The organism is Pseudomonas sp. SZ40, assembly GCF_052958135.1.
This window is the reverse complement of record NZ_JBQWIF010000001.1, coordinates 331457-345106: the sequence shown is the minus strand read 5'-3', so window position 1 is coordinate 345106 and position 13650 is coordinate 331457. Positions and strand designations below refer to the sequence as shown.

At 61.8% G+C, this 13650-nt stretch carries 14 protein-coding genes; all 14 read right to left on the bottom strand.

Annotation, left to right across the window (positions count from 1 at the left end; all coding sequences use genetic code 11):
* Positions 1–55 precede the first annotated feature (55 nt).
* Positions 56–568: a CinA family protein gene (locus ACT9T4_RS01585; protein WP_179538822.1), complete on the bottom strand. Its 513-nt coding sequence runs from the start codon at positions 566–568 to the stop codon at positions 56–58.
* 275 nt (positions 569–843) lie between these two features.
* Positions 844–1425 (bottom strand): lysis protein, encoded by a 582-nt coding sequence (locus tag ACT9T4_RS01580; RefSeq protein WP_499115184.1) that lies wholly within the window; start codon positions 1423–1425, stop codon positions 844–846.
* Positions 1422–1868: a structural protein P5 gene (locus tag ACT9T4_RS01575; RefSeq protein WP_499115182.1), complete on the bottom strand. Its 447-nt coding sequence runs from the start codon at positions 1866–1868 to the stop codon at positions 1422–1424. Before ACT9T4_RS01575 ends, ACT9T4_RS01580 begins: the two co-directional genes overlap by 4 nt.
* 70 nt (positions 1869–1938) lie before the next feature.
* Positions 1939–3510, bottom strand: a complete 1572-nt coding sequence (locus tag ACT9T4_RS01570) for an SGNH/GDSL hydrolase family protein (RefSeq protein ID WP_499115180.1) — start codon at positions 3508–3510, stop codon at positions 1939–1941.
* On the bottom strand, positions 3503–3784 hold the full coding sequence (locus tag ACT9T4_RS01565) for a hypothetical protein (RefSeq protein ID WP_499115178.1): 282 nt from the start codon (positions 3782–3784) through the stop codon (positions 3503–3505). Before ACT9T4_RS01565 ends, ACT9T4_RS01570 begins: the two co-directional genes overlap by 8 nt.
* A 4-nt stretch (positions 3785–3788) precedes the next feature.
* Positions 3789–4355, bottom strand: a complete 567-nt coding sequence (locus tag ACT9T4_RS01560) for a hypothetical protein (RefSeq protein ID WP_499115175.1) — start codon at positions 4353–4355, stop codon at positions 3789–3791.
* A gap of 12 nt (positions 4356–4367) precedes the next feature.
* Complete coding sequence (locus ACT9T4_RS01555) at positions 4368–4589, bottom strand: hypothetical protein (protein WP_499115173.1); 222 nt, start codon at positions 4587–4589, stop codon at positions 4368–4370.
* Complete coding sequence (locus ACT9T4_RS01550) at positions 4582–5166, bottom strand: hypothetical protein (RefSeq protein WP_499115172.1); 585 nt, start codon at positions 5164–5166, stop codon at positions 4582–4584. The genes ACT9T4_RS01555 and ACT9T4_RS01550 overlap by 8 nt, the downstream gene beginning before the upstream one ends.
* 25 nt (positions 5167–5191) lie before the next feature.
* Complete coding sequence (locus ACT9T4_RS01545; RefSeq protein ID WP_499115170.1) at positions 5192–6052, bottom strand: hypothetical protein; 861 nt, start codon at positions 6050–6052, stop codon at positions 5192–5194.
* Positions 6049–7644 (bottom strand): hypothetical protein, encoded by a 1596-nt coding sequence (locus ACT9T4_RS01540; RefSeq protein ID WP_499115168.1) that lies wholly within the window; start codon positions 7642–7644, stop codon positions 6049–6051. Before ACT9T4_RS01540 ends, ACT9T4_RS01545 begins: the two co-directional genes overlap by 4 nt.
* On the bottom strand, positions 7634–8113 hold the full coding sequence (locus tag ACT9T4_RS01535) for a hypothetical protein (RefSeq protein ID WP_499115166.1): 480 nt from the start codon (positions 8111–8113) through the stop codon (positions 7634–7636). The genes ACT9T4_RS01540 and ACT9T4_RS01535 overlap by 11 nt, the downstream gene beginning before the upstream one ends.
* Before the next feature lie 2 nt (positions 8114–8115).
* On the bottom strand, positions 8116–9852 hold the full coding sequence (locus tag ACT9T4_RS01530; RefSeq protein ID WP_499115164.1) for a hypothetical protein: 1737 nt from the start codon (positions 9850–9852) through the stop codon (positions 8116–8118).
* A 1-nt stretch (position 9853) separates the two neighbouring features.
* A complete protein-coding gene (locus tag ACT9T4_RS01525) occupies positions 9854–10363 on the bottom strand; it encodes a hypothetical protein (RefSeq protein WP_499115163.1) in 510 nt (169 codons plus the stop codon).
* A gap of 47 nt (positions 10364–10410) precedes the next feature.
* A complete protein-coding gene (locus ACT9T4_RS01520; protein WP_499115161.1) occupies positions 10411–13593 on the bottom strand; it encodes a tape measure protein in 3183 nt (1060 codons plus the stop codon).
* Positions 13594–13650: the final 57 nt, after the last annotated feature.

Sequence of the window (13650 nt, the reverse complement as noted above, 5' to 3'; positions counted from 1 at the left end):
GACGGCCAATAACTGTATAAGTAGCCAGTATTATTCCACAGGGTTCGTCACTCGCCTACCCCACTGATGGATTTTCTTGTACCAGTAGTCGCATTAGTCCGAGCAGGGCCGCTTCCACGGTCTGCGCGCGCACCGCGTCACGGGAGCCGGGGAACTGGAAACGCCTGGTGAACACCTGCCCGCCATCGGCCCAGGCGATCCACACCGTGCCGACCGGCTTCTCCGCGCTGCCACCAGCGGGCCCCGCCACACCGCTTACTGCCGTGGCATAACGCGCGCCACTATGGGTCTGGGCCCCACGCACCATGGCCTCGACCACTTCACGGCTGACCGCGCCCACACTGCTGAAGAGCGCCTCGGGCACGCCGAGCTGACGGGTCTTCTGGGTGTTGGAGTACGTGACGTAACCCGCTTCGAACCAGGCCGAGCTGCCGGCGATGCGAGTGATGGCTTCGGCAATGCCGCCCCCCGTACAGGATTCGGCAGTGGTGACCTGAGCACCACGTTCCAGCAGTGCCTCGCCAAGCCGAGCGGCGAGTCTGCTCAGGGGCTGATCATCGAAATTCATCTGCGCTCCGGGGTTAAAGGTGATGGGGTCGATACCGTACACTAGGCGCTTTTGCTAATCAGCCGGACACTCGACACGATGAGCCAAAGCGACCTCTCCAGCCACACCCCGATGATGCAGCAGTAGCGGATTGTTGAGGCTGAAGGCCGCGCCGTGCATATGCCCTACCCCTATATCGTCTAATACTGAACCAGCACTTATCCGGGCTACAGACGGGTAAATCCAAGATAGACGAACTTAGTATTAGACACCCCTCTTGCCCGTTCTGGGCGCATTCACCCTCCCCCTTTCGACACCTTCTCCACCCACGCCTGGCACGCGGTCAGGGCGATTATTGCCCGATCGCCTCGATCGGCGATGCCGACAATTCGTTGAGCAGCTCCTGGGTCAATGTCGGCTCGGCCGGCGCCATCCACCAAGCATCCGGGGCCGGCGGGCGTGGACACTCCGTTGCCACTGGCAGCACCTGCAGCGCCGGGGCTGGCAAGGAGGACTGACAGCCGGAGCTCAGCAGTAGCGAGGCGATCACGCAGGCGGGCAGCATTCTTTTCAGCATCGGTGAGCTTCCTGTATTCGGTTTCGGACGAGGCCTGCAGCTGTTGCTCGAGCAGCAGGCGCTGCTCTTGGTTACGCCGCTCCTGCGCGGCGGCGGCGCGGCCGATCTCCGCCAGTGTTGCGGCGTGCAGGTCGGCCTGCTGGCCAATCTGGCGCTCATACCTGAGGGCCTGGTCGCTCAGTTGGGCGCTGTAGCTCTTCTCCTGATAGCGCCAGGCGCTGCCAGCGGCCAGGGCCATGAGCAGCAGCACCGTGACCACCGCCGCGATGGCTTTGCCGGGCATCAGCTTCAGCCAGGTCATGCCAGTGCCCGCCGAATACCTTCTTCGATCACTTCAGGCTTGTATGGCTGTGCGCCGTTCTCGTGCTTGATGATCGACACAACGAATGTGCGAAGCGTATCGGGCTGCCGAACATCGATGATGTCAGCTGGCTTCACGCGCAATGCTTTGGCCACCGAAGCGATGTAGGCCTCGGTGTCGTTCTCGTGTCCAGGCGCCCAGCGGTTGATCGTTTCACGCACCGTGTCGATGCCTGGGCCACCGACACCGGGCAGGCCGTCTTTGCCTCGGTAGTTGAGCAGCAGCTTGCCAAGGGCGCGTATTCCGTTCTCCGGCTCGTCGAAGCGAGCGAAGCGCGGGCGAGGCACACCCAGTTCCAGGCCGAGCTGACCGTTCCACTTGTTTCGCGGGTTGAAATCGATGTTGCCAGGGTTGTTGTTGCGGATGCCGCGACTGGTGCTCATGGTTTTCTCCGGGCATGAAAAAGCCCGCACGCAGCGGGCTGATTTGTCTTTGTCGGGCTACGGCGCTATTTCAGACCGAGGGACCAACAAGAGAGTAATAGGTACCATTGGGGACGGCAGTCGTGGTCGGATCAAGCGCTACATCCCCGTTACCAAATTGCAGCGTGAATGAGGTAACTGGCTGGAGTCCCCATGAGGCCGAGACTTTTATCTTGTTAGCAACCGCTGCAGATCCCACGTTCCCGCACATGATCATCGACACCTGCTCACAGGTGATCGTCAATCCACTAGGGCCAGCGCTGACCGAATAAACACCGCGCTGGGCAAAGGCTGGGTTGAACTCCCACACTCCTTCGCTTGTTTTGCTGAGTGTTGCCGCGACGGCTACGCCGGCAGCACCTGAGGCACCGCTCGCGGCCGGGCGAGCGGCAGATAGGCCCACCTGGGCGCCGGTGATGCCGGAGTTCCCAGTACCGGGCGCAACCAGCGAAACGCGCACTACTGGAGACTGCAGAGCAGGCAGCGTCGCAAGAGAAAATACAATCCAGTCGCCCGAGACCACGCCCTCAAGTGTAACGCCCTCCCTGGCAATCCTAACTTTTGCGGGGAGCACCCAGTTGGTCGGCGGGGTTACTGGGTCGGCTTTGAAGTCCAGCCGTAGGGTGCTGCTGCAGATGCCTCTGCGAATGGAGGAGTAGATGTCCAATGCAAGTTGGGCGTAGCCCGCTCGCGAAGGGTGAATGGTATCGATATAGCGATCGGATTTGATGCCAGCCGCGCCGTCTGATCCCCAGCTATAGAGATCGAAAACAACCGCGCCAAACCCCGCGAACGTCGTGAGCATCCAAGCGTTGATCCTCTGCGCTGCGGCCCGCTGACTTGCGGTGTAGCTGGAAGACGGCGCGACTGTACTGAATACGGGCATGACGCCAGCCGATAGCAACTTTGCAAGCATCGCTTGCAAGTTTTCCTTGAGCGCAGCTTCCGAAACATTGCCCGCTACATCGTTGGCACCGACGATTACCAGGCAGATGTAGGGCTTACCGGGCAGGGTTTTGTTACCTCGCCCATCCCCAGGGTCCGACACGAGCCCCAAGGCATCCCTGTCAAATCTGCCGAGCACATCAGCGCTGGTTTGGCTGCCAATCCCTTGGTTATACCAGTGAGAACCAGTCAGGCGCGAAAGCTCGTAGCTTGGTTGCCCAGGTGTGCTCGCATAGTTATCTATGTATCCAGCGCTTCCATCTGGGTGTAGCCGGCCATGCGTTGAGGGATGCCCTTCAGCTATCGAGTCACCGATAACCACGCCGAAAGGGAGAGCGATATCGATGTAAGGCGCCGTTGTCCCTAACGCAGTCAGCCACCCGCCCGCATTGGATTGGCTTAGCACCCGGACAGGTGCGCTATTGAGCTTGGCAGCTTCGAAGCCCGCTACTGCGGAGGATGCCGAGATAGGCGTAGCGGTGAGCAGTGCTGGCATAGTCGTGCCAGCTGCCAAAATGGCTGCCTGAAGCCCGCTGATCTTGCCAATAGGAAGGTCGGGGATAGTTGATACAGGCAAAGTGTCGCCATTTGCGAACTCCTCAAGGCGGCCTGTGCCGCTCCCCATGTCTGTAAGTTTGAGCGGGCGTGATTCAGCCATTGAGGATCACCGGAATGCTTAATGTAGGTCCGCCGGCGCTCGCCACCGGCAGCGAATTGTTAGGGGTGAGGGGTAGGCGCAGAAGCGCGCCATTAGAGAGAAACGACGGCACAGCCATAGGTGTCGCGCGATTCAGCGGGTAGGCAGATATTTCTCCGGACCCGTTGGTCACGTACATGTCAAATCCTGCCCCGGCCCGAACGTAGTAGATAGCATCTGGATCCAGCTGGGCCGGCAACGCAGCGACGTACTTGTGGAATTTGACGTGCGCCATGTGTTCACCAATTGTTGGTAGCCCAACGGCTGCTCACGCCCTGGCCGTTGAACAGCAGGCCCTCCACATCCTCGCTCAGCTTGTCGAGCGTGGACTTGTTGGCATGGCTGTGGGCCTGGCTTACGGCGGTATCGATCTGTGCCGGCGTCGAGCTTGGCCCTCCGACGATATCGGACCAGTTCAGCGCCACGTCCATGGACTCGTATTCCGCGATCTTGTAGGTGGTTTCCGTATCTGCCGCGTAGGCGTACAGCGCTGAGCCGGCGTTGACAGTCGGGTCTCCCGTCGCGTCTACCACCAGGATCATGGCGTTCGCATCCAGACCGACGATCAGAGCGTCACGCGCCGCGATGTCAGCCACGATGGAGACAGTGCTGGCGGCACCGGACCAGTTCGCCAGAGCCTGGTCGATCAGGGCGTTGATCATCGAGCTGTTGCCGAGGGCCTTGGCCACTCCCGCGTTGTCGGTCACGTAGCTTTCGGCGTAGTTGCCATTGAGCACGTAGTAGAAGGCGTTGGCTGCCAGCGTGGCGGGCAGCGTGGTGACCTTGTAGAAAGCAGTCAGGGCCATGTGGCCTCCTAATTACCAATCGGTGGTTTGCCACTCATGCGGCGGGACGAAGAGCCCGTCAGGGCGTTGTTCAATCTGGTTTCCAGCATCTTTGCTGATCTCGGCGCCGCCGATGCCCGGCCGCCCCGGCGGTCCCTGACCACCCGCCGCAGTCACAACGGTGAACACTTCCTGCCGCTCGACCACCAGCGCAAAAGGCTGGGCATCCACCAGCACGACTGGAGCGTCAGCCATGGCAGCAACCTCCGTTGCTCAGCTCGACAGGGCCATGCAGCCACCGGCTGACGTCGCCGTTACTCCAGGTGATGTCGAGGGTGTATTCGCCCTTGGCCCATGTCAGCGCCCCGGTTTCAGCAGCGCTGATTACCAGCACCAGCTGACCAGGGCCCTCGATAAGCAGCCCGCCGCTCTCGGTGCTCAGCTCAAGGGCTTTGCCCTGCTCCGGCACAATGACCAGGCGGGCGGTGATGCCGGTCAGGTCGACAGGCAACTGGTAAACGAGCTGGCCGCCCTGCGCGCGTTGGCCAGTTCCGTTCAGCTCGTTGTATTCGATGGTGTCCGCGTCGATCACCCGCGCAATACGGAAACCCTCGCGGCCTTTTTCTCGATTTAGCGCGCTCCACTGGCTTGCGCCCTCGACCCAAGTTGGCCAGTCGCCGGGCAGGCCGTGAGCTGGCACTGTCAGGCGCAGCGGCGCGGTCGGCTCGATGGCCGTAATGGGGCGGTAGGTGTAGAGCGGCTGCATCAGCAGCAGAGGTTTGCGCAGGGTGGCGCCAGGAATCACGCGCAGGGAAAGGCAGGCCGGCTGCATGGCTGGCTACTCCAGTAGGATGGTTTTAACCGTCAGTGGATAGGTAAGTCGAAGGGGTAATCGGTTCGAGCTGGAATTCAAGATCGAAGAACTCGCCATCTCGCAGAACGCTGACGAGCTTGAGCAGGCATGCCTCCCCAACAGTCACAGTGACGATGCTGCCCTCGGCTGATGCCGAAGCGCTTACGACCCCTCTGTTTTCGATAGCCGCATAGGCCTGAGCGCCCATCAAGCTGAAATCGAGACTCAGCGCAAACGCGGTCGCCTCCCGTGGCAGAATTTCGATGCTTAGCCCATATGGCTGGCCAGTCCAGGGCATGATCAGGGTCGCCGGAAATGTCCCGCTGAAAGGCCCGTCCACCTCAACTCGCAAGTTCCGAGCGGGGTAAGCAACCGAGTAGGAGCCACCAGGAAAACCTGAGTTGTATATGAACCCAGAGCGCATCAGCCCACTTAATACCATCCAGTCGCTACCGAATTCCGTACCGTTCGATACCCATAAGCCCATCCCTGGCACCGAGTAGAACGCACCTACGGCTGTCGGCATGTCAGTCTCGCCGGGCGGGCTCCCCGCTATGATCGCACCAGCGCCGCCGCCTTCCTCGATCGCCGCTATCCGGGAATCCATCTGAATGAGCGTGCCCGCAGTCACCGCGTTGAAGATGGTGCTGCCCGCCGGCCAGCTTTGCTCGAGCGTTCCTTCCTGCTGGCGAGCGAGAGTCGCTGTTCCGCTGGTCACCACCGCGTCGATGATTTCCCAGCGAGTGGGCTCAGCCGCACTATCTGTGAGCGTCAGCCGATATTCACCGTCTGGCAGATCGAGCTCGAGTGCCGTCGCGCCGATAGCCAGCGTCACCGGCCGACTCCAGTTGTTCACGTAGTTCATATGAATCCTGCGATGGTTCGCCCGGGCATGTCGCATTCGCGAACGGCCTGGCCGGTGAGGGGGCTGAAGGCAGCGTTGTAGATGAAGTTCGGTACCAATGATCCCGATCCGCTAGCTGTGCGTATTGGGTACTCGGTAGTTTCACCAGCGACACCGAGCGGCGTAAGCAGCGGCCCCCAGAATGTCTTGTAGCCGGGCTGGCCGGTTTGGCTGTAGCTCTCGAACGTGGCCAGGGACACCCAATTGCGCCTTACCACCGCGCTTACCGTGTAGTAGTTCGTGGCCCACAAGGCAGCTGGAAGATAAATCAGGCCGCCGTCGTTGCGGGGATTGATCTTGTCCAGCGAGTCAAGCGAGTTCTGGGTAACCGCCCCTTCAAGGCTGCGCGCCAGGCCGGCAGAGGCAGAATCAATCGCGGTCGTCGTTCCTGTTGCAGCACCGCTGCCCGGCTTGGTCAGGCTTACGCTCCGCTCCGAGCTCATCCAGACATTGATGCTCGATCCCCGGAACTTGAATGTCAGTTCATACCTGTATACGCGGTTCACCGTCTGACGCGTAGGCGGCATGGGCGGGGACTGCCCGGGCTGCCAAGGCTCGCAGACGCCCAGCTCTTCGTTCGGCGTGCCGTACTGATATGGGCTGGTCGTAGTGGTGATCGTCTCCTGGCGTTGGTCAACGTAGTCAGCAGTGATGAAGTCGATTCCGTCATCCCCGTAAACAGCGCCCACCACCACGGCCTCGCGCTTGCTCTCCCAGCCGCGCGCGCCGTCATTGCCCGACGACTCGTTGGGAAAGTTCTGCACTTCGGGCTGCATCGTACAGCTGGGGAAACCTGATGCTACGCCGGTCAGGCGTCCGAGATTGCTGTTCACCGTGAAGGTGTAGTCGCCCAGCAGCTCGGCGGCGGTGTGTCGAATCGTGGGCGAGCCCTTTAACTCGCCCTGGTCATCCAGGCTGAGCACCAGCTCAATGATCGCCACCATGGTGGTCGCCCAACCCGCAGTGTCTGCCAGACCAGCAAGGCTCACGCCGAACAAATGGCGTGTGCCGTCGGGGCTGATGTCCAGTTTGCCTACGCTGTACCTGGGCTCTGGCATTTGGCGCGACGCGAGCGAGCCGTCGTACTCAATAGCCGCCTTGGACCAGTCGATCTCCACTTCACTCAGTGGAATCTGCGTGAGAATTCGGCCCACGCCGCCTCGCGGCTGCACCTGAAGCCGGATCTGCCCCTCGAACAGGGTGCCGTAGACGAACAGGTGACGCGTCAGTTCACCCAGCCGTACTGGCAGGTGGTTCCCGGCACCGACGATTCGCCGGCCAAGCAACTTGCCCCCGGCTTCCTCGATCTCTGCGTTGGGCCGCGGGTCCGGCATGCCGATGTCCCACAAGTAGCCATTCTGCTGCGCGGCGTAGTCCGCAATCCGGCGGCCTTCGCCCAAATACATCGAGTAGAACGCCGGCATGGGCACGGGCGCGCGACCGTCCATGGGGTCCAGCATCACCTGCGGGTTGCCCTCAAGGGTGTACACCAGGCCGTGATACGGCAGCGGATCGATGTTGGTGATTGCACTGGGTGGCCAGTTACCCGCCATCTGGAGCCTCCGGTGATTTTGTGTTGCCGTTTTCGTCCAGGTCGTCAAAGCCCTCGACAATGATCTGCCGGCCTTCGGCGTCGACCATGACCATCCGTGCGATCTTCTTCACTGCGAAGTAGCCGCTGGCATCGAAGGTGGCCACGTAGCTGGGCTCTTCCGCGTAAACGATCTGCTGCACAGTGAGCGGGCTGGCCACGCCGCTACCGCCGGAGCTGGCCGGCGGAGCAACGTAGGTGCCAGAACCGCGTTGGGCGGGAAGCCCACCGCGCGGTTCTACCGTTCTCAGGCTGCGCTGCTGGCGTGGCGGAGAAACCAGGGCATTGATGTCGTCGGCCTGGCTCTTGCCTGTGCGGCGCTCGACCATGGCCTGGCCAGTCGCTCGGCGGGCGGCCGCGCCATCTGCCGCTCGACGCTCAGCGGTGTTGCGCGGCTGGATAGCCCGGCGCTCTCTTTCGCCTGGTGACATGCTCACAGCTCCAAAGGATCATTGGGAATGCCCACGCGATAGGTCGCCGCGGCGGTAGCGGTGCGCTCGTCGCGGTACTGCTCGGGGATATCGCGGGCCTCCACGTCGAACCGGCGCGGGAACTGCTCGGCACTCGTGTCGTCCGCTACGGACCAGTTACCACTGAAGCCAAGCCTGGTTTCGTCATAGGGCTGGATAGGCAAACCGGTTACGGGGTGGTTCTTACGCCCGCCGAGCTGCGTGCCGAGCGCTGCGCCACCGCCCGATGGGTTGGGCAGCGAGGTGTCAGGCGATGCCGGCACATTCAGCGGGTCGCTTACGCCGCCGCCGTGCATCACCGCAACGTTGATAGTGGTGATTGCCGTGCCCGCGCCGAGGTCCAGCACATGCTGAATGCGCCGGCACTTGCCAGTCGCCGCGGCCTTGTCTGCCACCTGCAGCGTGTGCACAAGGTCGATGTCCAGCGCCATATCGGTTGGCACCTGAAAGCTCAGGGTGGTGCCGCGGTGGGCGCTTACAAGCGTGGTGCTGCCTCGGTGCAGCAGGCACTCCAGCGCCGCAACTCGGCGGGCGTTGTCGGCCAGATCTTCCTGGCGGCCCTGTCCCGTCGGTGCATCGCTTTCCCAGTCATCGGTGCGGCTGTTCTCGATTTCGAAACTGGCTGAGTCTCGGCTGATCACGCGCGTGGCTTCGTTCTCGCCCAGCGGGGTGTGCAGCACCAGGCTGTATTTCTCGGTAACGGTCTGCACCCAACGGCGTGCGCCGGTAGCCGTCGCGATCAGCCAAAGCCCTGGAAATGAGTTAACCCAGGGATTTCCATCCCCGCAAGGGTTGGCCATCGACATGGGTAGCTGTGTGCCGCCAATGCCGCCGATGAGGGCCAGGCCACTGCCGGTAATGGCGCTCTCGATCATTTCTGTAGTCGGCAGCTCAGTGGAGTATGTACGCCACCGGCAGAAGCCCTGCAGGCCACTGGCTCCGTCCGTCTCAGGGTGCGTCCAGCCAAATGACTGGTTCGCTTGCCACAGGCGGCTGTACCGGTAGTCGAGCGTGATCTCGACATAGTTCGTGGTACCGCCGTGGGCCTGCAGCTCGAGCTGCACGCTGCCGTCCAGCGTCTGGCCGGGGCCGAATACGTAGTGCGGCGTGGCAGCGGCGTACCAACTGGTGGTGCGCAGGTTGCCCTGCGTGTCGGCGTCCAGGCTGGCCGGGCGGGTGCTCATGCGCTCGCCGGCGTAGTCCCAGCGGCTGCGGCCCTCCACGGGCTCGAACACATCCGCCGACCAGTAGCCGCCGCACAGCACGTCTATCTGTTCGACGCTCAGACCTTCGATGCGTTGCTGCAGCTGGTCGCTGCACTCGCAGCCCAGTACGCGGGTGGTGGCGTCCCAGGTGGGCAGCTCGAGCAGGCCAGTGTACAGGCGCGCCTCGGTCACAACGCCGTAGCGGTCGCGGCTCATGTAGTCGATCGTCACGGCCTTACCGATCCATTCGTTCGGCAGAACCGGCTGCCCGGGCGCCAGGTAGAGGCTGAAGCCCGCCACGGCGGCGGCGCCCTCCTCACGGTCGACATCCAACTGGCGGGTGAGCATGGCCGTCATGTCCACGCCCCCCACCAGCAGCCGTACCCGCCACACGTATGAGGTGCCGTGCACCCGATACTCTGGATCAGGCTGCGGCGCACTACCGGCCCGGAACGCGTTCAGCGGGCCGCTGTTGAGCGGGTATCCGTTGATCATGTCAGGCCTCTTCCCAGTTGATTGTCCAGCTATGGCTGGCCGTGGCGCTGCTCTGCGAGCCACCGGGCTTGTTCGCGAAAACGGAGAACACCGGCAGGTAGCTGGCCTGGTACAGCGTGGCGCCTTCAACAGGCGGTACGGTGACCACGCCATCGGCGTAAGTGCATGGCACCGCCACCCAATCGCGGCCAATCATGGCCTGAGCCCAGGGGGCGACGTCCGGACGTGGCGTACCGGTGAGGCTGAACTCCGGCCCATCACCCACCATGTTCTGCACTTTGGTGCTACGCAGCTCAAGCGGCTGGGTGTAGTCCAGCCCGTCGAGGCCTGGCGGCATCCAGCCGCTGCCGCTGATCGTGCCGGCACTCTTCGCCCAGTGCTGTTGCTTTACTGCTGTGCCATCACTCATGCGCAGCAGCGTATTACCCCCAATCGGCTCCACCGACTCGTCCGGCGCGCCGGCATGCAGCACGAGCGGCACACCGCCCAACATGATTTGAGGGAGTGCCATTCGTACTGCTCCAGAAATAAGAAGCCCGCCGGGTGGCGGGCTGGTTGTTACCGTGGGCGGCCAAACTTCCGGGCCAGTCGCTCCATGTTCGGCTGTTGCGACTGCGGCACCATCACCGTCACGGACTCGCCGCCGAAATTGAAGTCGAAGGAGCCCATGTGCTCAGGGCCGGCAGCGCGGTCCAGCAGAGCCTGACTGGCCTGAGGCGCCGCGGGCAGGGAGCGCGGCGGCGCCATGCCAATCTGCCCACCCGTTGCGTGCCGCGGCAGCTCGCGCCGGCGGATCTTCTCCATGAAGTCCAGTCCGTAGTAGTCCACCGCAGCCGTTGGTTGCATGTACTCACCATTCGAGCCCCACATCAGCACGCTGTCGCTTGTGCCGGTACCAGGGCCGCGAACCGGACCTCCAGTGGCAAGCCCTGGCAGCGGCGCCACATCCCCCGTAACCAGCGAAGGCACCTGCATCTTGAAGGTGATAACCGCGCTATTGCTCAGTGTCTGGATGAAATCTCCAAACTGCTGCGTAACGGCAGCCTTCGACGCCTCGTCGATCGCGCTCTTCACCTCAACTGGCGGGGTATCCGCCGGCAGAGGCAGAGGCTGCAGAAGCGCTGGCACCTTCAGCGGCTCGCCTTCTGGCGGGGCCACCTTCTTGGCGACCACATCAACCTCTACTGGGGCGTCAGAGAAACTGTTGCCGTTTCGCACCCACTTCGGCTTTGCATCCACCTCAACTGGCTTGTTCGTGAACGAGTTGCCGTCCTGCACCCATTTCGGCTTCGCATCCACATCCAGTGGCTTCTGCCGGAAGGAATTTCCCTCACGGATCCAGTTGGGGTTGGTTGGCACTTCGAGCGCCACCAGCGTGGGCGTCTTGGGCTTCTTGATCGATACGGGCTCAATCACGGCCTGCACAGTCGGCGTAGTGCTCGGTTTCGTTACGCTGACTGTGCTCGTCGGAGTTGCAGGCTTGCCTGCCGATGCCCCGCCAGATTTCGGCAGCACCATCGGCGGCCGCCATCCTTCCGGCGGCTGCACGCTCGTTGACGGTGAGCGCGGATCGATGGTGAGCGATTTGCCCATCATCTCCGACCACCGCTTCATCTTCGCGGTGGCCGCTGCAAGTGCCTCATCGTCAATGGTTGGCGATATCTTGAAGTTCTTGAGCTCCTCGAACTCCTTCTTCATCGCCCGAACTTTCTCGATCTGAGCAGTGCGCTCTGCGTCGGCAGCGGCGATCAGCGACTTATCCGCCTGCTGCTCGATGGCCTGCAGCCCCTTGATGAGGCCGGTGAAACCATAGGTGTTACCACCCTCTTCAGCGATCTTCATCAGCATGTCCAGGGATTCCTGGGCGTACTGCTTGGCGCGCTTGAAGTCCCCGTCAGTAAGGGCGCGGTTGGCAGCTACGCGCAGGTTCTGCGCGCTACCGAAAGATGCCGGGCCGGCTGCTCCGTCACGCAGTTTCTTCAGCGCATCGCTGTAGCGCTTCTGTGTGGCGACCTGCTCATCCTGCGCCTTGCGCAGCTTCGAGTTTGCCCGGTTCTGAGCGGCCACCTGATCATTGAGCGCCGTCTTGAACGGGTTCACCAAGTCGTTCTGGATGGATTCGTTGAACTTGGTAGCCCAGGCGCGCTGCTCGGCGAGACGTTGCTCGTTGATCCTTTCAGACTCGCTCCTCGCAGTTTCCTCGGCGTCAGTGACGTCTTCCAGGGCATCAGTAGCCTGGGCGCTGTATTGCTGGTAACCATCCGCCAAATTGGCAATAGCACCAGCGCCTGGCAGTAGCGTGCCTAGTTGCTTGCCGGCAGTGATGGCCAGACTATTCAGGAGAGTCAAAGCCTTTTCTGTTTTGCCATCCGCAAGGTCGTTAATAGAGTCGGATATCTTATCCAGTCCCTTGGTGGCGGCCTCCGAAGCACCAGATATCTTGTCGATCGCTCCGATAAGCTTCTCTACCGACTGAGTGAAAGTTGCCCACGCATCACTACCGGTAACACGCATGGCATCGGCCATCCCGATTAGCGCTGCCGATTGTTCGGACATCGCGTTTACGAACTTCTCGGTCGTCAACTCGCCAGCATTTGCCATGCGAATCAGCTCACCTCGACTGACACCGAGGCTCTTGGTTAGAGCGTCAGTCAGTGCGCTCGAGTTGAGTAACACCGCATTGAAAGCGTCGCCGCGGATTACACCGGTTTGCATACCCTTGTTGATCGCATCAATTACAGACGCCGCTCGCTCACCCTTGATGCTATTGGCGACCAAACCGGCGTTCAGAGCCCCGACCAAGTCAGTCACCTGGGCGGTGGAGAACCCCATATCTTTTAACGGCGTCAGGGTCCCCAGGAAAAGCTCAGTAACCTGCGCAATTGGGACACGTAGTCGGCGCGAGGCATCCTCCAGGCGAGACTGAGAACGCTCATACTCTTCTTGGGTAGGCAGCGCATTGCGCATCCGGTCCTCAAGCTCACCGACGGCGTCGGCAGCATTGAAATAGAAGCTTGTCGCCCTCTGCAGCGTGTAAGCAACTGCTGTGACCGCGGCTATACGCGCCGTGATAGCCGCAACCCCAGAGCCACTACCTCCCTCTCCTGATTCACTTCCAAGAGCCGCAATCTGCTGCTGAGTACGGCGAAGCGAAGCCTGGTACTGGATTTCCGCACCGATGCGCTCTTGAGCGGACATCTGCCCTGCCTGGGACAGGCGAGCGTAGTCGGAACGAAGAGTCACCAACTGGGCGCGCAACTCTCGAAGCTTGGTAACTCCGAAGGTATCCATTGCCCGACTGATGCTGGCATCTGCCTGGCCTTTGCCCATTGCGCCAGCCAGGGCGCCCTGCAGGCGTTGCTGCTCGGTGGCCAGGTTGCGGTAGTCCACGCCCGCCGCTTTCAGCTCGGCACGCTGCTCGCGCACCCTATTCTTCTGCAACTCGAATGCGCGAGTCGCGCTGCTGAGCGTGCGCTCTGCGCGGGCCAAATCACGATCTAGCCCCTTTATAGGCTGAGCCGTTGCCGCGACGGCGGCCTTGAGATTGTCGACGCTACGCTTTGCTGCATAGAACTCGGCGGCGGCCTTCTTTGCCGTCTCCTGAGTTTTCTGCAAGGCATCGATTTGCCCGATAGGCTTCTGGATCGCCTTGACCAGCTCCTGATATTCCTTGCGGAATCCGCCTACCCCCTTGGTGGCATCAGCCATATCGGCCGTCAGCTTGAGTTCTACCTCAGCCATGGGTCACTCCTTCAAGCAGCGTTTAAATAGGCGCCAGGGATAGTTGATTGCATTGGG

Excerpts from the sequence above, each read along its gene's own strand:
- ACT9T4_RS01560 (WP_499115175.1), bottom strand. The coding sequence starts at position 4,355 with ATGGCCCTGACTGCTTTCTACAAGGTCACCACGCTGCCCGCCACGCTG.
- ACT9T4_RS01555 (WP_499115173.1), bottom strand. The coding sequence starts at position 4,589 with ATGGCTGACGCTCCAGTCGTGCTGGTGGATGCCCAGCCTTTTGCGCTG.
- ACT9T4_RS01570 (WP_499115180.1), bottom strand. The coding sequence starts at position 3,510 with ATGGCTGAATCACGCCCGCTCAAACTTACAGACATGGGGAGCGGCACA.
- ACT9T4_RS01550 (WP_499115172.1), bottom strand. The coding sequence starts at position 5,166 with ATGCAGCCGGCCTGCCTTTCCCTGCGCGTGATTCCTGGCGCCACCCTG.
- ACT9T4_RS01530 (WP_499115164.1), bottom strand. The coding sequence starts at position 9,852 with ATGATCAACGGATACCCGCTCAACAGCGGCCCGCTGAACGCGTTCCGG.
- ACT9T4_RS01540 (WP_499115168.1), bottom strand. The coding sequence starts at position 7,644 with ATGGCGGGTAACTGGCCACCCAGTGCAATCACCAACATCGATCCGCTG.
- ACT9T4_RS01565 (WP_499115178.1), bottom strand. The coding sequence starts at position 3,784 with ATGGCGCACGTCAAATTCCACAAGTACGTCGCTGCGTTGCCGGCCCAG.
- ACT9T4_RS01535 (WP_499115166.1), bottom strand. The coding sequence starts at position 8,113 with ATGTCACCAGGCGAAAGAGAGCGCCGGGCTATCCAGCCGCGCAACACC.
- ACT9T4_RS01525 (WP_499115163.1), bottom strand. The coding sequence starts at position 10,363 with ATGGCACTCCCTCAAATCATGTTGGGCGGTGTGCCGCTCGTGCTGCAT.
- ACT9T4_RS01575 (WP_499115182.1), bottom strand. The coding sequence starts at position 1,868 with ATGAGCACCAGTCGCGGCATCCGCAACAACAACCCTGGCAACATCGAT.
- ACT9T4_RS01520 (WP_499115161.1), bottom strand. The coding sequence starts at position 13,593 with ATGGCTGAGGTAGAACTCAAGCTGACGGCCGATATGGCTGATGCCACC.
- ACT9T4_RS01580 (WP_499115184.1), bottom strand. The coding sequence starts at position 1,425 with ATGACCTGGCTGAAGCTGATGCCCGGCAAAGCCATCGCGGCGGTGGTC.
- ACT9T4_RS01585 (WP_179538822.1), bottom strand. The coding sequence starts at position 568 with ATGAATTTCGATGATCAGCCCCTGAGCAGACTCGCCGCTCGGCTTGGC.
- ACT9T4_RS01545 (WP_499115170.1), bottom strand. The coding sequence starts at position 6,052 with ATGAACTACGTGAACAACTGGAGTCGGCCGGTGACGCTGGCTATCGGC.